This is a genomic window from Pseudomonas sp. 09C 129, assembly GCF_002843625.1.
Classification (GTDB): Bacteria; Pseudomonadota; Gammaproteobacteria; order Pseudomonadales; family Pseudomonadaceae; genus Aquipseudomonas; species Aquipseudomonas chlororaphis.
The window spans coordinates 1,983,349-2,000,338 of sequence record NZ_CP025261.1 but is presented as its reverse complement, the minus strand read 5'-3'; the positions used below and the strand labels follow the sequence as shown (position 1 = coordinate 2,000,338).

Annotated in this window: 16 protein-coding genes; 6 read left to right on the top strand and 10 right to left on the bottom strand. The window is 65.8% G+C overall.

Features of this window, described 5'->3' with window-relative positions:
• The first annotated feature begins 18 nt into the window (after window positions 1-18).
• Window positions 19-2,340 carry a beta-glucosidase BglX gene (bglX, locus tag CXQ81_RS09200; protein ID WP_101337054.1) on the top strand — a complete coding sequence of 774 codons (2,322 nt, stop codon included), beginning with the start codon at window positions 19-21 and terminating at the stop codon, window positions 2,338-2,340.
• Window positions 2,341-2,478: 138 nt separating this feature from the next.
• Here the strand turns inward: bglX and CXQ81_RS09195 are convergent, their stop codons facing one another.
• The 9 genes from CXQ81_RS09195 to CXQ81_RS09155 all read right to left on the bottom strand — a co-directional run bounded on the left by CXQ81_RS09195 (window position 2,479) and on the right by CXQ81_RS09155 (window position 11,920).
• Entirely contained in the window at window positions 2,479-3,636 is a 1,158-nt protein-coding gene (locus CXQ81_RS09195; protein ID WP_101337053.1) for a phosphatidylserine/phosphatidylglycerophosphate/cardiolipin synthase family protein, read from the bottom strand.
• Window position 3,637: 1 nt separating this feature from the next.
• On the bottom strand, window positions 3,638-4,228 hold the full coding sequence (locus CXQ81_RS09190) for a YceI family protein (protein WP_009042522.1): 591 nt from the start codon (window positions 4,226-4,228) through the stop codon (window positions 3,638-3,640).
• Between the two features lie 185 nt (window positions 4,229-4,413).
• Window positions 4,414-5,181: an IclR family transcriptional regulator gene (locus CXQ81_RS09185; RefSeq protein WP_007927441.1), complete on the bottom strand. Its 768-nt coding sequence runs from the start codon at window positions 5,179-5,181 to the stop codon at window positions 4,414-4,416.
• An 86-nt stretch (window positions 5,182-5,267) separates the two neighbouring features.
• Window positions 5,268-6,725, bottom strand: a complete 1,458-nt coding sequence (locus tag CXQ81_RS09180) for an amidase (RefSeq protein WP_007927442.1) — start codon at window positions 6,723-6,725, stop codon at window positions 5,268-5,270.
• On the bottom strand, window positions 6,725-8,035 hold the full coding sequence (locus CXQ81_RS09175) for a citrate-proton symporter (RefSeq protein ID WP_101337052.1): 1,311 nt from the start codon (window positions 8,033-8,035) through the stop codon (window positions 6,725-6,727). The genes CXQ81_RS09180 and CXQ81_RS09175 overlap by 1 nt, the downstream gene beginning before the upstream one ends.
• A gap of 108 nt (window positions 8,036-8,143) precedes the next feature.
• Window positions 8,144-9,319, bottom strand: a complete 1,176-nt coding sequence (locus CXQ81_RS09170) for a M20 aminoacylase family protein (protein ID WP_101337051.1) — start codon at window positions 9,317-9,319, stop codon at window positions 8,144-8,146.
• A gap of 212 nt (window positions 9,320-9,531) precedes the next feature.
• Window positions 9,532-9,861 (bottom strand): amidase, encoded by a 330-nt coding sequence (locus tag CXQ81_RS09165; RefSeq protein ID WP_101337050.1) that lies wholly within the window; start codon window positions 9,859-9,861, stop codon window positions 9,532-9,534.
• Entirely contained in the window at window positions 9,858-10,955 is a 1,098-nt protein-coding gene (locus CXQ81_RS09160; protein ID WP_101337049.1) for a serine hydrolase, read from the bottom strand. The genes CXQ81_RS09165 and CXQ81_RS09160 overlap by 4 nt, the downstream gene beginning before the upstream one ends.
• Before the next feature lie 89 nt (window positions 10,956-11,044).
• A complete protein-coding gene (locus CXQ81_RS09155) occupies window positions 11,045-11,920 on the bottom strand; it encodes an acyl-CoA dehydrogenase family protein (RefSeq protein WP_101337048.1) in 876 nt (291 codons plus the stop codon).
• A gap of 140 nt (window positions 11,921-12,060) precedes the next feature.
• Here CXQ81_RS09155 and olsB point away from each other — a divergent pair, with 140 nt between their 5' ends.
• A complete protein-coding gene (gene olsB / locus CXQ81_RS09150) occupies window positions 12,061-12,816 on the top strand; it encodes an L-ornithine N(alpha)-acyltransferase (protein ID WP_007926556.1) in 756 nt (251 codons plus the stop codon).
• Complete coding sequence (locus CXQ81_RS09145) at window positions 12,816-13,610, top strand: lysophospholipid acyltransferase family protein (RefSeq protein WP_101337047.1); 795 nt, start codon at window positions 12,816-12,818, stop codon at window positions 13,608-13,610. The genes olsB and CXQ81_RS09145 overlap by 1 nt, the downstream gene beginning before the upstream one ends.
• A gap of 27 nt (window positions 13,611-13,637) precedes the next feature.
• On the opposite strand, the gene CXQ81_RS09140 is transcribed toward CXQ81_RS09145, so the two are convergent.
• Window positions 13,638-14,219 carry an ACP phosphodiesterase gene (locus CXQ81_RS09140; RefSeq protein WP_007926560.1) on the bottom strand — a complete coding sequence of 194 codons (582 nt, stop codon included), beginning with the start codon at window positions 14,217-14,219 and terminating at the stop codon, window positions 13,638-13,640.
• Window positions 14,220-14,372: 153 nt separating this feature from the next.
• Here CXQ81_RS09140 and CXQ81_RS09135 point away from each other — a divergent pair, with 153 nt between their 5' ends.
• Genes CXQ81_RS09135 through CXQ81_RS09125 form a run of 3 tightly spaced genes read left to right on the top strand, consistent with a single transcriptional unit; the run spans window position 14,373 to window position 16,945 of the window.
• Entirely contained in the window at window positions 14,373-14,687 is a 315-nt protein-coding gene (locus CXQ81_RS09135) for a helix-turn-helix transcriptional regulator (RefSeq protein WP_007926562.1), read from the top strand.
• 13 nt (window positions 14,688-14,700) lie between these two features.
• On the top strand, window positions 14,701-15,867 hold the full coding sequence (locus tag CXQ81_RS09130) for an MFS transporter (RefSeq protein WP_007926564.1): 1,167 nt from the start codon (window positions 14,701-14,703) through the stop codon (window positions 15,865-15,867).
• Between the two features lie 28 nt (window positions 15,868-15,895).
• Window positions 15,896-16,945, top strand: a complete 1,050-nt coding sequence (locus CXQ81_RS09125) for an alkene reductase (RefSeq protein WP_007926565.1) — start codon at window positions 15,896-15,898, stop codon at window positions 16,943-16,945.
• The last annotated feature ends 45 nt before the right edge of the window (window positions 16,946-16,990 follow it).

The following is a 16,990-nucleotide window of genomic DNA, read 5'->3' as shown; positions in this document are numbered from 1 at the left end:
CCCTAGAGAACAATATTCATGAAGAAGCTGTGTTTGCTGGGTTTGCTGATCAGCCTGGCCAGTCACCCTGCCCTCGCCGCCACCACGCCGGTATCGGCCCAGGAAAAACCCTTTTCGGACGCGGTCCTGCAGAACAAGGACGCTTTCATCGACAACCTGCTCAAGCAGATGACCCTGGATGAAAAGATCGGCCAGTTGCGCCTGATCAGCATCGGTCCGGAAATGCCCCGCGAGCTGATCCGCAAGGAAATCGCCGCCGGGCGCATCGGCGGCACCTTCAACTCCATCTCCCGCCCGGAAAACCGGCCGATGCAGGACGCGGCCATGCGCAGCCGGCTGAAGATCCCGATGTTCTTCGCCTATGATGTGATCCACGGCCACCGCACGATCTTCCCGATCCCCCTGGCCCTGGCGTCGAGCTGGGACATGGACGCCATCGGCCGCTCCGGGCGCATCGCCGCCCAGGAAGCCAGCGCCGACAGCCTGGACATCACCTTCGCGCCAATGGTCGACATCTCCCGCGACCCACGCTGGGGCCGCACCTCCGAAGGCTTCGGCGAAGACACCTACCTGGTCTCGCGCATCGCCAAGGTCATGGTCAAGGCCTACCAGGGCGACAGCCCGAAGAACGCCGACAGCATCATGGCCAGCGTCAAGCACTTCGCCCTGTACGGCGCGGTGGAAGGCGGTCGCGACTACAACGTCGTCGACATGAGCCCGGTGAAGATGTACCAGGACTACCTGCCGCCCTACCGCGCCGCAATCGACGCCGGTGCCGGCGGGGTAATGGTGGCGTTGAACTCGATCAACGGCGTGCCGGCCACCTCCAACACCTGGCTGATGAACGACCTGCTGCGCAAGGAGTGGGGCTTCAAGGGCCTGGCGGTGAGCGACCACGGCGCCATCGTCGAGCTGATGCGCCATGGCGTCGCCAAGGACGGCCGCGAAGCCGCCAAGCTGGCGATCAAGGCCGGCATCGACATGAGCATGAACGACTCGCTGTACGCCAAGGAGCTGCCGGGACTGATCAAGTCCGGCGACGTCAGCCAGCGCGACCTGGACAACGCCGTGCGCGAAGTGCTGGCCGCCAAGTACGACATGGGCCTGTTCGCCAACCCGTACCTGCGTATCGGCAAGGCCGAGCAAGACCCGGCCGACACCAACGCCGAAAGCCGCCTGCACCGCAGCGATGCCCGCGATGTGGCGCGCCGCAGCCTGGTGCTGCTGAAGAACGCCAATGAAACCCTGCCGCTGAAAAAGGCCGGCAAGATCGCCCTGGTCGGTCCGCTGGCCAAGGCGCCGATCGACATGATGGGCAGTTGGGCCGCCGCCGGCGTACCGGCGCAATCGGTCACCCTGTTCGACGGCATGAGCCGCGCCCTGGGCGACCAGGCGCAGCTGATCTACGCCCGTGGCTCGAACATCACCGCCGACAAGGCGGTGGTCGACTACCTGAACTTCCTCAACTTCGATGCCCCGGAAGTGGTGGACGACCCGCGCCCGGCCCAGCAGTTGATCGACGAAGCGGTGAAGGCCGCGCAGCAGGCTGACGTGGTGGTGGCGGCGGTAGGCGAATCGCGGGGCATGTCCCACGAATCCTCCAGCCGTACCGACCTGCACATCCCGGCCAGCCAGCGCGAGCTGATCAAGGCCCTCAAGGCCACCGGCAAGCCGCTGGTACTGGTATTGATGAATGGCCGGCCGCTGGCGCTGCTCGACGAGAACGAACAGGCCGACGCGATCCTGGAAACCTGGTTCAGCGGCACCGAAGGCGGCAACGCCATCGCCGACGTGCTGTTCGGCGACTACAACCCGTCCGGCAAGCTGCCGATCACCTTCCCACGTTCGGTGGGGCAGATCCCGACCTACTACAACCACCTGACCATTGGCCGGCCGTTCACCCCGGGCAAGCCAGGCAACTACACCTCGCAGTATTTCGACGACACCACCGGTCCCCTGTTTCCGTTCGGTTATGGCCTGAGCTACACCACCTTCAGCCTGTCGGACATGGCCCTGTCGTCGACCACGTTGAACAAGAGCGGCAAGCTCGACGCCAGCGTGACCCTGAAAAATACCGGCAAGCGCGACGGTGAAACCGTGGTGCAGCTGTATATCCAGGATGTCGCCGGCTCCATGATCCGCCCGATCAAGGAACTGAAAAACTTCCAGAAAGTGCAGCTCAAGGCCGGCGAACAGAAGGTGATCCACTTCAGCATCAGCGAAGACGACCTGAAGTTCTACAACGCCCAGCTCAAGTACGCCGCGGAACCGGGCGAGTTCAAGGTCGAGATCGGCCTGGACTCCCGGGACGTCAAGCAACAGAGCTTCGAACTGCTGTAACCCTCCCCCTCGGCCTCGCTCCTGCCCCCCCATGTAGGAGCGAGGCTTGCCCACGATAGCGATTCTGCTGACACACCGCGTTGCCCGTATCGCCAGCAAGCTTGGCTCCTACAGAAGCCAAAGCCGCGCCGGGCCGGGTCAGTCGCGGCGATTGAGCAGGTTGACCACCAGCCGGTCCACCCAGCCCCAGATCCGTTGCTTGATCCGCCGCCACAGCGGGCGGTTTTTCCAGGCTTCTAGGCTGACTTCCTGGCTCTGGTCGAAGTCGGCGAGGAAGCTTGCAAGCACCGCATCGGTGAGCGGCAGGTCGAGGGCTTCGAGGTTGGCCTCGAGGTTGAAACGCAGGTTCCAGTGATCGAAGTTGCACGAGCCGATGCTCACCCAATCGTCGATCAGCACCATCTTCAGGTGCAGGAAACGCGGCTGGTATTCGAAGATCTTCACCCCGGCCCGCAGCAGGCGCGGGTAATAACGATGCCCGGCATAACGCACCGACGGGTGATCGGTGCGTGGCCCGGTCAGCAGCAGGCGCACGTCCACCCCGCGTCCGGCAGCGCGGCGCAGTGAGCGGCGGACCTTCCAGGTCGGCAGGAAATACGGGGTCGCCAGCCAGATTCGCCGGTGCCCGCTGTTCAGCGCGCGCACCAGCGATTGCAGAATGTCCCGGTGTTGCCGGGCGTCGGCATAGGCCACCCGGCCCATGCCCTCGCCCTGGGCCGGCACCCGCGGCAGGCGTGGCAGACCGAAGTTCGACGCCGGCTTCCAGGCGGTGCGATAGCGGTTGGCGATCCACTGCCGGTCGAACAGCATCTGCCAGTCGAGCACCAGCGGGCCGCTGATCTCCACCATGACTTCATGCCAGTCGCAGCTGTCTTGCAGCGGGTTCCAGAATTCATCGGTCACCCCGGTGCCGCCGACCACCGCCAGTTCCTGATCCACCAGCAACAGTTTGCGGTGGTCGCGATACAGGTTGCGCACCCCGCGACGCCAGCTCAGGCGATTGTAGAAGCGCAGTTCGACCCCGGCGCCCGTCAGGCGCTGGCGCAGACCCAGGGTGAAGGCCAGGCTGCCGTAGTCGTCGAACAGGCAACGCACCCGCACCCCGCGATCGGCGGCCTGGGTCAGGGCCTGGACCATGGCCTCGGCGCAGGCGCCCGCCTCCACCAGGTACAGCTCCAGTTCCACCTGCTCACGGGCCCGGGCGATCGCCACCAGCATCCGCGGGAAAAAACTCGGACCGTCGATCAGCAACTCGAAGCGATTGCCTTCACGCCAGGGAAAGACCGCGCCCGCCATATCAGCGCGCCGTGAAGATCAGCACCGCACCCACCGGCACCGACAGACTGATCGCCGACAGGCCGGCCGCCTTGCGCAGGGTTTCGAGCCCCGGCACCAGGTCGAAATCGGCGGCGTTGAGCACCAGCGGCTCCAGGGTCACCACCTGGAAACGCCGATCGTCCAGGCGCGTGGCCAGGAGCTCGGCGCTATATTCGTGCTGTTTGCCGTGCAGGGTGACATTGACCGGCAAACGCAATTCGATCTGCGCGCCGGGCGCCAGGTCGTTGATCGGGCGCAGGTTGATCTGTGCGTTGATCAGGGCATCCGGATGCCGCTCGATTTCGAACAGCTCCTTGCGCATGCGCTCGTCGCGCAGCGGAATCCCGCTGTTGATCGAGTCCAGCTCGACTTCCAGCTGCGCCATGCCCTTGGCGTCGACCTTGCCGTGCAGGACCAGGAAGCGCTGGACTTCGGAAACATTGGCGTTTTTGGTGGTGACGAACGACAGGCGCGAGGACTCGTTGTCCAGGTACCAGTTGGCCTGGGCCGGCCAGGCCGCGCAGGCCAGCAGCAAAGCGCCCAGGGCTTTGGGGAAAGAAGCGTTGAACATGGAAGACTCATGGGGTCGAGAAATCTGAGCCGAACCTTAACCGGCCCGCGCGCGCTTGCAAACAGCGACCAGCCCCGAACGGTGAATTCCGTAGCCGCTGGCGCAGGCTGCGAAAGGTCCGCAGGACCTCCTGCGCCCGCGAGAATGTCACGGCCGTGCCGGCCGATTGCAGCCTGCGGCAGCGGCTACAGGCTGCGCTCGACATCGTGGACAGTCGCCGCGAGGCTGTCCAGGTGCAAACTCAGCACCCGCTCCACCGGCGCCTGGTCCATCGGCCAGTGCAGGGCCATGCTGCCCACCAGCCGGCCCTGGTCACGAATCGGCAAGGCCACGGCGCGGATCAGGAACGGCAGCCGCACCGGGTACTCCCAATAACCTTCGGTGCGCTGGCCGAAACCCTGATGCTGGGATTGCTCGCAGGCGCGGTACTGGTCCTCCTGGGGCACCCGCTCGCGGACGGCCAGGCGCTGGACCTGCTCGTGATCCAGCTCGGCCAGGCACGCCTTGCCCATCGCCGAATGGAACAGGCTCGAATAGTGGCCGACGATCTGGCAGTTATGCGGATAACGCTTGCGCAGCACCGCCGGGATCGAACTTTCCATGACCTCCAGGCGCTCGCCGTCGAAACACGACAGGTCGACCACCAACCCGGTGCGCTCGCTCAACGCCTGCAACCAGGGCGCGGCACGCTCCACCAACTGCCGCTTGAAGCGTTGCTGCTGGTCGCCGAACAGCCGCCTGGCGCACAGCCGGTAGCGCCGGTCGCTCAGGCCACGATAGATCCAGCCCTGCTCCTGCAACGTCAGGAGCATGCGCGACACCGTGGCCTTGGGCAGCGCCGTCAGGTAATGCAGCTCCTCCAGGCCCAGGGCCTGGTGCTGGCCCAGCAGTTCGACGATCGCCAACGCCCGTTCGACCGAACGCACACTGCCGGTTTCTACCTTGCTGGCCATATGCCGACCTCCCTGATAAGCGGATGGATGAGCGTTTTACGCAGCAAGATGCGGGCCCGATAAACCCGCACACCCCGGTTCGAGGGTTACAACGGATGACCCGGCGGCCGGCGCCTGACCCACTGCGTCAGTTGTTCGTGGGCATGACCGAGCTGCAACACCGCCCGGTCGGCCTGGGCCGGGCCGATGATCTGCATGCCCATGGGCAAGCCCGCCGGGTTGAAGCCGACCGGCACGCTGAGGCTCGGCAGGCCGGCCAGGGTCGGGCCGATCACCACTTCCATCCAGCGATGGTAAGTGTCCATTTCCCGCCCTCCGACAAGGCGCGGCCAAGGCACCCCTGCATCGAAAGGGAACACCTGGGCGCTGGGCAACAGCAGGAAATCGTAACGTTCGAACAGGCGCTCCAGGGCCCGGTACCAGTCGCTGCGAATCTGCGAGGCCTGGTAGACATCCGCCGCGCTCAGGCGCAGCCCGCCCTCGACTTCCCACTGCGCCTCGGGCTTGAGCAGTTGGCGCTTCTGCGGGTCGGTATACAGCGGCCCCAGGTTGCCCTGGACCAGCCAATGCCGGTGCACCAGCCAGCACTGCCACAGCGCCGCCATGGAAAACGCCGGCTGGCAGGCCTCGACCTCGCAGCCCAACTGGCGAAAATCCCCCAGCGCCGACTCGCACAGCGCCAGCACGCCATCGTCCATGGCCAGATAGCCGTCGTAGTCCCCCAGCCAGCCCAGGCGCGTGCCGCGAAAGTCCCGCTGCAAAGGCTCGTTGAAGATCGCCGGGTCGTCCTTGAGCGACAAGGGCACCCGCGAGTCGTACCCGGCCTGAGTGGCCAGCAGGCGCGCGATATCGGCCACGCTGCGGCCCATCGGGCCCTCGGTGGCCAGTTGCTGGACAAACAGCTCCGGCGCCGGGCCGTGGGGCACCCGGCCCTGAGACGGGCGCAGGCCGAAGACATTGTTGAAGGCCGCCGGGTTGCGCAACGAGCCCATCATGTCGCTGCCATCGGCCACCGGCAGCATGCGCAGCGCCAGGGCCACCGCCGCCCCGCCACTGCTGCCGCCGGCATTCAACGTCGGGTCGTAGGCATTGCCGGTGGTGCCGAACACCTTGTTGTAGGTCTGCGAGCCCAGGCCGAACTCCGGCACGTTGCTCTTGCCGACGATGATCGCCCCGCTGGCCCGGACCCGCTCCACGCAGATGGCGTCATGGGCCGGGATCTGTTCGGCGAACAGCGGCGAGCCCAGGGTCGTGCGCAGCCCGGCGGTGGCCGCTAGGTCCTTGATTGCCTGGGGCATGCCGTGCATCCAGCCCAGGGACTGGCCCCGGTCCAGATGGCGGTCGCGCGCCTCGGCCTCGGCCAGCAGTACCTGGCGCTCGCGCAACGACACCAGGGCATTGACCCGGGGGTTGCAGCGCTCGATCCGGTCCAGGTAGGCCGACATCACTTCGCGGCAGGAAAACCTGCGGGCGTGGATCGCCCGGGACAGCTCGACGGCGCCCAGCTCGACAATGGGTCCAAGGTCTTGTATTGCGATATCCATCAAGGCTTCACCCCGAAATTCAGTGTGCTCGGTTTCTTCTCTTTGGGTGCCTCATGCAGGCAATAAGTGCCCAGCAGCGTCAACACGCAGGCAAACAAGACATAAAACGCCGGGGCCACCGGGGTGCCCAGCACCTTGCTGAGCCAGGTCACGATCAGCGGGGCAAAACCACCGAAGACCATGACCGCCACGTTGTAGGCCACCGATACCCCGGTGGAACGCACCTGCACCGGGAACTGTTCGGCCAGTGCCGTCGGCGCCGGGCCGAAGAAGCCGCCGATGGCGCTGCACAGCAGCACCTGCATCACCAGCAGCCGCTCGATCGAGGGCGCCGCGGCGACCCAGACATACAGCGGGTACACCATGACGAAAAACGCCAGGGTGAAGGCCAGCAATACCGGGCGCCGCCCCAGCCGGTCCGACAGAGCGCCGGACAATGGAATCACCACCGTCATCAGCGCCACCGCGAACATCTGCACCAGCAACACCTGGTCCAGCGGCAAGCCGAGGTTCTTGTGGGCGAAGGTCGGCATGTTCACCAGCACCACGTAGAACGACACCGTCGCCCCGCAGGCCAGGCCCATGGACACCAGGATGCTGCGCCGGTGCTCGCGCAGCACCTGCATCAGGCCCGGGCCGTTGCCGCGCACCTGCCTGCGAGCCTCGACGAAGGCTTCCGGCTCCTCCATGTACTTGCGGATCCACAGGCCCACCGGGCCGATCAGCAAGCCGATGACGAACGGCAGGCGCCAGCCCCACAGATCGAGGTCCTCGGGCGAGAACAGATGGGTGACCAACGCCACCATCGCCGCCCCGGAGAACACCGCCAGGCATTGCCCGACCAATTGCCAGGAGCCATACAGGCCCTTGCGGTGCGCCGGCGCGCTTTCCACCAGGAAGGCCGTGGCGCTGGCGTATTCGCCGCCGGTGGCGAAGCCCTGCAGCATCCGCGCGACCACGATCATCAGCGGCGCGCCCATGCCGATGGCCGCGTAGTTGGGGGCAAAGGCGATCAGGGCGATGGAGACGGTCATCAGGCGGATGATCAGTTGCATGGCGGCCTTGCGGCCTTTGCGGTCGGAATACATGCCCAGCAGGATGCCGCCCACCGGGCGCATGAAAAAGCCCACGCCGAAGGTGGCCAGGGCCATCAGCAACGAGGCGTATTCGTCGTCGGAGGGAAAAAACTGCCGGGCGATGATGCTGGCCAGAAAGCCGTAGACGATGAAGTCGTACCACTCCAGGGCGTTGCCGATCACCGCGGCGACCACTTGCCGGGTACGCGAAACACTGGAACTCGAGGTGTGCATGAGCGCTGTCCTTCTATTCTTGTCGGGCCTCTCGGGTAACGAGTCGGGCCCTTATGGGAAGTGCCGGGCGCCACGGCGCCCGATTCAGCGGCAGAAGAAAGGGAAAACTCAGGCCGGCTCGAGCCAGCTCTCGGCCAGCGCGGCCCAATAGGCGGCGCCGGTCAGCAGGATATCGTCGTTGAAGTCGTAGCCGGGGTTGTGGACCATCGGCCGGGACAGGCCGTTGCCGATGAACAGGTAGCTGCCGGGGCAGCGTTGCAGCATCCAGGCGAAGTCTTCACTGCCCATCAGCTTGCGCGTATTGCCGTCGACCGCCTGCTCGCCCAGCAGCGCCACACCCACCTGGCGGGCGAATTCGGTCTGCTCCGGGCTGTTGACCAGCACCGGATAGGCCGGGCGGTGTTCGATGCTGGCCGAGCAGCCAAAGCTCTGGGCCTGGGTGTGGATGATCGCCTTGACCCGTTCGAGCATCTGCTCGCGCACCGGCGCGTTCAGCGCCCGCAGGCTCAGGCGCAGCAGCGCCTGTTGCGGGATGACGTTGGCCGCCTCGCCGGCCTGCAGCGCACCGACCGTCACCACCGCCGCCTCCTGGGCATCGATGTTGCGCGCCACCACGGTTTGCAAGGCCATCACCACACTGGCCGCCGCCACCAGCGGGTCGACCGTCAGGTGCGGCATCGAGCCATGCCCGCCCACGCCTTCAAGGGTCACGGTGAGCAGGTCCTGGGAGGCCATCATCGGCCCTTCACGAAAGCCCAGGTGACCGGCCGGCAGCCCCGGCATGTTGTGCATGCCGAACAGCGCATCACAGGGGAAACGCTCCAGCAGGCCGTCGGCGAGCATCGCTTCGGCGCCGCCCTGGCCTTCTTCGGCCGGCTGGAAAATCAGGGTCAGGGTGCCGTCGAACTGGCGCGTGGCCGCCAGGTAACGCGCCGCGCCGAGGAGCATGGCGGTGTGGCCGTCGTGCCCGCAGGCATGCATGCAACCGCGGTGGCGGCTGCTGTAGGCCACGCCGCTGTTCTCGATGATCGGCAAGGCGTCCATGTCGGCGCGCAGGCCAAGCCTGCGCGGGCTGTTGCCATTGCGCAGCACAGCGACCACGCCGGTCTTGCCGATACCGCTATGCACTTGGTAACCCCACTCCTCCAGGGAGCGGGCGACCAGCGCCGAGGTGCGGTTCTCCTCGAAACCGAGCTCGGGATGGGCGTGGATGTCCTGGCGCACGGCGCGCAGGTCGCTGGCGACGTCGTCGAGCCAGGCAAAGATATGCGGGAAACGGGTCATGACGTATCTCCTCGGGCCGGGTGTAATCCCGTTCTTTTTTCGGAGCGTCTCACGGTGCGGCAAGGCGTGATCGCGGCGTGCCCTCAGATAACCGCGAGCCGTCGCCCGCGACAATCAAATGTGGTTCCACAGGGTGGAACCTTGTGTGGGGAGCCAATAAGCATGGGGCTGGAAGCCCCGGGAAAGGATTACCGATCTTTACGCGGTGCCGTTCAGGGTTCCAGTCGACAGCCCTGGCGTTCGCCCAGCCAGACCGCGCTGTGGCTGCGTCCCAGGCCGCTGGCGCTGACCCGCTTGTGCTCGGCATCGTCCTGCAGGCTTTTCAGTGGCAGGTACTGCTGCACATAACCTTCGCAGTACTCGGCGGCGTTGTGCATCACGTACCGGCAGGAGCAGTACTCCTTGGCGCTGTAGGCGCTGAGGATGTCCGGGAAGGCCCGCAGGGCGACCCGCTCACTCCAGCCCCAGCCGAGCAAGACCAACAGCGCCAGCAACAGCAGGCCGGCAAAGGGATGGCGCAGGAGCCATGGATGCCGGCTCATGGCTGCACCTGCCGGGCGAAGGCCGCCTGGGCCAGCTTGAGCAATGTGTTGTGGCTATAGCTGCCGTCGCGGTCGTCGGCATAACGCACGATCACCAGCCCGGCGCTGGGGATCACGTACAACGCCTGCCCCCAATGCCCCAGTGCCGCGAAGGTATCGGCTGGCGCATCCGGCCAGGGCGGCGGAGCTCCGCCAACGGCGCGGTTGAGCCACCAATGGCCGCCAGGCACCAACTCGTCCTGATTGGCCTGATAACCGGCGAACGGCGTGCGATTGAACTCGACCCAGTCCCTGGGCAGCAACTGGCGCTCGCCCCAACGCCCGTCGCGCAGCATCAACAAACCGACCCGCGCCAGATCGCGGGCAGTGAGGTAGGCATAGGAGGAACCGACGAAGGTGCCGGTGGCGTCGCTTTCCCACACGGCGTGGGTAATGCCCAGGGGCTCGAACAGCGCCTGCCACGGGTAATCGGCATAACGCTGGGCGCCCAGCATGCCTTTCAGGGCCGCCGACAGCAGGTTGCTGTCGCCGCTGGAATAGCGAAACACCTGCCCCGGCGGGCTGAAGGCCGGGTGCTCGGCGGTAAAGCTCGCCATATCGCCGTGGCCGCGGGTGTAGAGCATGGCCACCACCGAGGACTTGAGGGGCGCGTACTCGTAATCCTCCTGCCAGTCCAGGCCCGAGGCCCAGTGCAGCAGATCGGCCATGCGGATATCCGGGTGCTGGCGCAACGCCGGAAGAAAGCGGACGGCCTTGTCCTGCAACTGGAAACGCCCTTCGCCATAGGCCACGCCCAGCACCGCGGCCAACAGGCTCTTGCTGATGGACCAGGTCAGGTGCGGGGTGTCGGCGTTGGTCGGGCCGGCGTAACGCTCATAGATCAACTGGCCGTCACGGATCACCAGCAAGGCGTCGCTGCGGATGCCCAGGCGGGTCGCGTCGTTGCGGGGGGCGAAGGCATAGGCCTCCAATGCCTCAAGGGCCGGGCCGCTGGCCGCGGGGCCCTTGCTCCATTGCGCGCCGGGCCAGTTCTCGGCCCAGGCGGGTGGGAGCATCAACAGCAACGCAAGCAGCAGGGTCGAGCCTTTGAGCATGGCGGGAACTCGGGCAAGGGAACCCGCTGAGGGTAGACCAGGGAGATGACAGTTTTTGTCCGGCCGGCGCTCCCGCGACTCCCTTCTATTTATAGAGCCAGCGCCTTGGCCAGGCGTTTGCTCCGCGCCCCCGCCGCCAGGTCCAGCACCGCCCGATCGCGCTTCCACAATTCTGCCCATTGCGGCGGGCCATCGGCAAAGGCCTGCTCAAGGGCCGGTTTGAGCCCGTCAAACTGGGCGAACAGGCCACCCAGCAACACATGCCCGCTGCCCAGCGAGGGGTTCTGCCGGCTGACTTCCGCGCAACCGGCGAGCAAGGCCAGCAATTGCAGGAGCAGGGTCTGCGGCCAGTCGTTGTCCTGGCCGACGCCATACAGCCAGGCGGTCATGGCGCTGAGTACATAGATGTCTTCCAGGGTGCGGAAGGGTTTGACGTAGGCATCCCAACCGTCGCCCGCCAACAGCTCGCACAGGGCGTTATCCAGTTGCAGGCGGCCGTGGCTGATGTCCGGCATCAGCGGGATCGCCGGCAGCTTGTCGACCTTGACCCCGGGCTCGCCAGCATGGACCACCGCCAGGCTCAGGCGCGGCGACTCGCCTGGCGCTTCGCAGCGGGCGGCGATCAGCAGCCAGTCGGCGGCATCGCCGGCGGTGACAAAATCCTTGCGCCCGTTCAGGTGCAGGTTCTGCAGGCGGGTCTGCATGTCGGCCGGGCGCAGGCTGCGCTGCTCGGTGGCGCACAGCGCACCCAGGCTCAGCGGCGCGCTGGGCCAGAGCATGCGCAAAGCCGCCTGGTAGCCCACCAGGAAGGCCAGACCCGGGGTGGCCATCAACCGTCCGCCGCGCACCGCCAGTTCGAAGGGCGTCACTGGCCCCAGCTCCTCCAACAACGCGGCATAACCTTCGGCCAGGTCCAGGTGGGCGGGCAGTCGGCGACGGCTGTGCAGCAGGGCTTGCCAGGGCATAAGCGGGTCCTCAGGGGCTGTCATATAAGCATCACCAAAGCTTCATGGCGATGACACCGGGGCTACATAGCCTGACTTTGCACAACAAAGTCGATCGGCTGCAACCCAAGGCGGGTCAGTGGCCCGCACGGAGATTCACAATGACTCAGATCGCCCGCATCAGCGACACCGGCAATGAACGCCGCCTGCAAGCCGAGCGCCTGGTGGGCGCCGCGGCCCTGCAAGAAGCCCAGGCCCTGCGCTTCAACGTCTTCAGCGGCGAGTTCAACGCCAAACTGAAAGGCGCGGAACTGGGTCTGGACATGGATGACTATGATGTCCACTGCAGCCACATCGGCGTGCGTGACTTGAACAGCGGCCGCCTGGTCGCCACCACCCGCCTGCTCGACCACCAGGCCGCCAGCAGCCTGGGGCGCTTCTACAGCGAAGAAGAATTCAGCCTGCACGGCCTGGTCCAGCTCAAGGGCCCGATCCTCGAGATCGGCCGGACCTGCGTCGACCCGGCCTACCGCAACGGCGGCACCATCGCCGTGCTCTGGGGCGAGCTGGCCGAAGTGCTCAACCAGGGCGGCTACAGCTACCTGATGGGCTGCGCCAGTATCCCGATGCAGGACGGCGGCGTGCAGGCCCACGCGATCATGCAGCGCCTGCGCGAACGCTACCTGTGCACCGAGCACCTGCGCGCCGAACCGAAGAACCCGCTGCCGAACCTCGATATCCCGTCCAACGTCATCGCCGAAATGCCGCCGCTGCTCAAGGCCTATATGCGCCTGGGCGCGAAGATCTGCGGCGAGCCGTGCTGGGACCAGGATTTCCAGGTGGCCGACGTGTTCATCCTGCTCAAGCGCGATGAGCTGTGCCCGCGCTACGCCCGTCACTTCAAGGCGGCCGTGTGATGCGCCGGCTACGGGTCTACGGGCGCATCGCCCGGGTGCTGCTGGTGGTGGCGCTGGGCCTGAGCATGGCCAGTGTGTTCGGCGTGTTCGAGCGCCTGGGCGTCGCCCATTCCATGGTCCGGCGCCAGCGCTGGTCGCGCTTTTTCATGGCGCGCCTGAGCAATGCCCTGCCCTTCGGCGTGACGGTGCACGGCGAGGTGCCGAAGCAGCCGATGCTGTGGGTCAGCAATCACGTGTCCTGGACCGATATCCCGTTGCTCGGCGCACTGACACCGCTGTCGTTCCTGTCCAAGGCCGAAGTGCGCACCTGGCCGGTCGCCGGCTGGCTGGCCGCCAAGGCGGGCAGCCTGTTTATCCGCCGCGGTTCGGGCGACAGCCAGTTGATCCGCAAGCAGATGACCCGCCATCTGCAGCAGACCCACCCGCTGCTGATGTTCCCAGAAGGCACCACCACCGACGGCCGCAGCTTGCGTACGTTCCACGGTCGCCTGCTGGCCAGCGCCATCGACGCCGATGTGGCGTTGCAGCCGGTGGCCATTCGTTACCTGCGCGATGGCGATATCGATCCGCTGGCGCCGTTCATCGGCGACGACGACTTGCTGTCGCACCTGATGCGCCTGTTCGCCAACGATCAGGGCCGGGTGGAAATCCATTTGCTGCAGCCGATTGCCTGTCAGGGCCAGGAGCGCGCCGCGCTGGCGTTCCAGGCGCAACAGGCGGTGCAGAAGGTTCTGTTTGGCGACATCGCCCAGCCAGCCGAACCACGGCGTGCCGGCGACCTGATCGCTGCCTGAGCCTGGAGGAGCCGGCCTTGCCGGCTCCTACCGCGGCTGCATATGTTGCGCGGCGAATGCCTGCAACTGCGGGTAGAACGCCCGGAAGTCTTCGCTCAACGGCTGATACAGCCGCTCCAGCTCGCCCATCGCCGCCGCCAGTTCTTCCGGGCGTGACAGGCGCCGGGCAATCCCCCGCAACACCTGCTCCAGCACCTCGAACTCGCGGTAGGAACCCAGCCAGTCATGGGCGGCCATATGCGGTGCGATCTGCGCCAGACGCCCAGGCAACCGGGGTTCGGCCGCCAGCACCCGGTACACATCCGAAGTGAACAACTCCAACGGCCGGTCGGCATAAAGCGCCCAGTCCCGGGCCAGGCAGTGGTCGAAAAACACGTCCAGCACGATGCCGGCATAACGCCGGCGGGTCAGGGAAAAACGCGACAGCGACTCGCCCACCAACGGATGGCGGTCGGTAAAGATATCGATGCTGCGATGCAGCTGGATCGCCGCCTCGATTTCCGGGTCGAACTGGCCCTGCAGGCGCCCTTTGACAAAGTCGCCATACAAACTGCCGAGTAATTGACCGGGGCGCTGGCCGCCGAGATGCAGATGTGCGAGATAATTCATTCGCGCAGCTTAGCACCGCGCCTAACATATCGTTATAACCCGATATACCGATTAACGCTGATCTCAGATCAAAATCATATTGGTATATCGCGAAATAGCGATTTAAAGTTCGCCTCATCGCGATATAACGTTTTACGGAAAACGAGCACCGCCATGTCCATCGACCTCGACGAAATAATAAAAGCCCTGGCGCACCCAGTACGACGAGACATCCTTATCTGGCTCAAGGACCCGAAGGTCCAGTTCCCCGATCAGACCCACAACCACGAGTACGGCATCTGCGCCGGACAGATCGACCAACGCTGCGGCCTGTCGCAGTCGACCGTCTCCGCGCACCTGGCGACCTTGCAGCGGGCCGGCCTGATCAGCAGCCAGAAAGCCGGCCAATGGCACTTTTTCAAACGCAACGAAGATGTGATCCAGGCCTTCCTCGAGAAGCTGACCGCAGAACTTCGCATCAAAGACTGACAAGGACCCGACAATGCCCCTCTCGCTTCTCATCCTGGCCTTGAGCGCCTTCGCCATCGGCACCACCGAGTTCGTCATCATGGGCCTGCTGCCCGATGTGGCGAACGACCTGGGTGTGTCGATCCCCGGCGCCGGCTGGCTGGTGACCGGCTACGCCCTGGGCGTGGCGATCGGCGCGCCGTTCATGGCCCTGGCCACCGCCAGGCTGCCGCGCAAGGCCGCCCTGGTGGCGTTGATGGGGATTTTCATCGTCGGCAACCTGCTGTGTGCGCTGGCCAGTGACTACGACGTGCTGATGTTCGCCCGTGTGGTCACCGCCCTGTGCCATGGCGCCTTCTTTGGTATCGGTTCGGTGGTCGCGGCAGGCCTGGTGCCCGCCAACAAGCGTGCCTCCGCCGTGGCCCTGATGTTCACCGGCCTGACCCTGGCCAACGTGCTCGGCGTACCGCTGGGCACCGCCCTGGGCCAGCAGGCCGGCTGGCGCTCGACCTTCTGGGCGGTGACCGTGATCGGCGTGATTGCCCTGATCGGCCTGATCCGCTTCCTGCCCGCCAAGCGCGACGAAGAGAAGCTCGACATGCGTTCGGAACTGATCGCCCTCAAGGGCGCCGGGATCTGGCTGTCGCTGAGCATGACCGCGCTGTTCTCCGCCTCGGTGTTCACCCTGTTCACCTATGTCGCCCCGCTGCTGGGCGAGGTGACCGGCGTCTCGCCCCAGGGCGTGACCTGGACCCTGGTGCTGATCGGCCTGGGCCTGACCCTGGGCAACATCATCGGCGGCAAGATGGCCGACAAGAGCCTGTCGGGAACCCTGGTCGGCGTGCTGATCGCCATGGCCGTGACCAGCTCCGTGCTGACCTGGACCAGCGTCGCGCTGATCCCCACCGAAGTCACCCTGTTCCTCTGGGCCACCGCCTGCTTCGCCGCGGTGCCCGCCCTGCAGGTCAACGTGGTGACCTTCGGCAAGGCCGCGCCGAACCTGGTGTCCACGCTGAACATCGGCGCCTTCAACATCGGCAACGCCCTGGGCGCCTGGGTCGGCGGCAGCGTCATCGCCCACGGCTACGGCCTGGTCAACGTGCCGTTGGCGGCCGCCGCGCTGGCGGTCCTGGCCCTGCTGGTGACGCTGATTACCTTTCGCCAGGGCGGCAATGCCGAACTGGCTCCTGCCACCAACTGATACGTTCATCTATAGAAGGGTGTATTCCATGACGACTATTTTCGATCCGATCAAACTCGGCGACCTCGAGCTGGCCAACCGCATCATCATGGCGCCGCTGACCCGCTGCCGCGCCGACGAAGGCCGCGTGCCGAACGCGCTGATGGCCGAGTACTACGTACAACGCGCCTCCGCCGGCCTGATCCTCAGCGAGGCCACCTCGGTGACCCCGATAGGCGTGGGTTACCCGGACACCCCGGGCATCTGGTCCAACGACCAGGTGCGCGGCTGGAGCAACGTGACCAAGGCCGTTCATGGCGCCGGCGGCAAGATCTTCCTGCAACTGTGGCATGTGGGCCGGATCTCCCATCCGAGCTATCTGAACGGCGAAGCGCCGGTCGCGCCCAGCGCCATCCAGCCCAAGGGCCATGTCAGCCTGGTGCGTCCGCTGGCCGACTTCCCGACCCCGCGTGCCCTGGAAACCGCTGAAATCGCCGACATCGTCGACGCCTACCGCGTCGGTGCCGAGAACGCCAAGGCCGCCGGCTTCGACGGCGTGGAAATCCACGGCGCCAACGGCTACCTGCTCGACCAGTTCCTGCAAAGCTCCACCAACCAGCGCACCGACCAGTACGGCGGCTCCCTGGAAAACCGTGCGCGGCTGATGCTGGAAGTGACTGACGCGGCGATTGAAGTCTGGGGCGCCGGCCGTGTGGGCGTGCACTTGTCGCCCCGTGCCGACTTGCACGACATGGGCGATGAGAACCTCTCGGAAACCTTCACCTACCTCGCCCGCGAGCTGGGCAAACGCGGTATCGCCTTTATCTGCTCGCGCGAAAAAGAAGGCGCCGACAGCCTCGGCCCACAACTGAAAGAAGCCTTCGGCGGCCCCTACATCGCCAACGAACGCTTCACCAAGGACAGCGCCAACGCCTGGCTGGCCAGCGGCAAGGCCGATGCCGTGGCCTTCGGTGTGCCCTTCATCGCCAACCCGGACCTGCCGGCCCGCCTGAAGGCCGATGCGCCGCTGAACGACGCGCGTCCCGAGCTGTTCTACGCCAAGGGCCCGGTCGGCTATATCGACTACCCGACGCTGTAACAGGCCTCAATAAAAAAGCCCCGGATTCGCAAGAGCCGGGGCTTT

Coding starts and splice junctions, on each gene's coding strand:
- bglX (WP_101337054.1), top strand. CDS start 19: ATGAAGAAGCTGTGTTTGCTGGGTTTGCTGATCAGCCTGGCCAGTCAC.
- CXQ81_RS09195 (WP_101337053.1), bottom strand. CDS start 3,636: ATGGCGGGCGCGGTCTTTCCCTGGCGTGAAGGCAATCGCTTCGAGTTG.
- CXQ81_RS09190 (WP_009042522.1), bottom strand. CDS start 4,228: ATGTTCAACGCTTCTTTCCCCAAAGCCCTGGGCGCTTTGCTGCTGGCC.
- CXQ81_RS09185 (WP_007927441.1), bottom strand. CDS start 5,181: ATGGCCAGCAAGGTAGAAACCGGCAGTGTGCGTTCGGTCGAACGGGCG.
- CXQ81_RS09180 (WP_007927442.1), bottom strand. CDS start 6,725: ATGGATATCGCAATACAAGACCTTGGACCCATTGTCGAGCTGGGCGCC.
- CXQ81_RS09175 (WP_101337052.1), bottom strand. CDS start 8,035: ATGCACACCTCGAGTTCCAGTGTTTCGCGTACCCGGCAAGTGGTCGCC.
- CXQ81_RS09170 (WP_101337051.1), bottom strand. CDS start 9,319: ATGACCCGTTTCCCGCATATCTTTGCCTGGCTCGACGACGTCGCCAGC.
- CXQ81_RS09165 (WP_101337050.1), bottom strand. CDS start 9,861: ATGAGCCGGCATCCATGGCTCCTGCGCCATCCCTTTGCCGGCCTGCTG.
- CXQ81_RS09160 (WP_101337049.1), bottom strand. CDS start 10,955: ATGCTCAAAGGCTCGACCCTGCTGCTTGCGTTGCTGTTGATGCTCCCA.
- CXQ81_RS09155 (WP_101337048.1), bottom strand. CDS start 11,920: ATGCCCTGGCAAGCCCTGCTGCACAGCCGTCGCCGACTGCCCGCCCAC.
- olsB (WP_007926556.1), top strand. CDS start 12,061: ATGACTCAGATCGCCCGCATCAGCGACACCGGCAATGAACGCCGCCTG.
- CXQ81_RS09145 (WP_101337047.1), top strand. CDS start 12,816: ATGCGCCGGCTACGGGTCTACGGGCGCATCGCCCGGGTGCTGCTGGTG.
- CXQ81_RS09140 (WP_007926560.1), bottom strand. CDS start 14,219: ATGAATTATCTCGCACATCTGCATCTCGGCGGCCAGCGCCCCGGTCAA.
- CXQ81_RS09135 (WP_007926562.1), top strand. CDS start 14,373: ATGTCCATCGACCTCGACGAAATAATAAAAGCCCTGGCGCACCCAGTA.
- CXQ81_RS09130 (WP_007926564.1), top strand. CDS start 14,701: ATGCCCCTCTCGCTTCTCATCCTGGCCTTGAGCGCCTTCGCCATCGGC.
- CXQ81_RS09125 (WP_007926565.1), top strand. CDS start 15,896: ATGACGACTATTTTCGATCCGATCAAACTCGGCGACCTCGAGCTGGCC.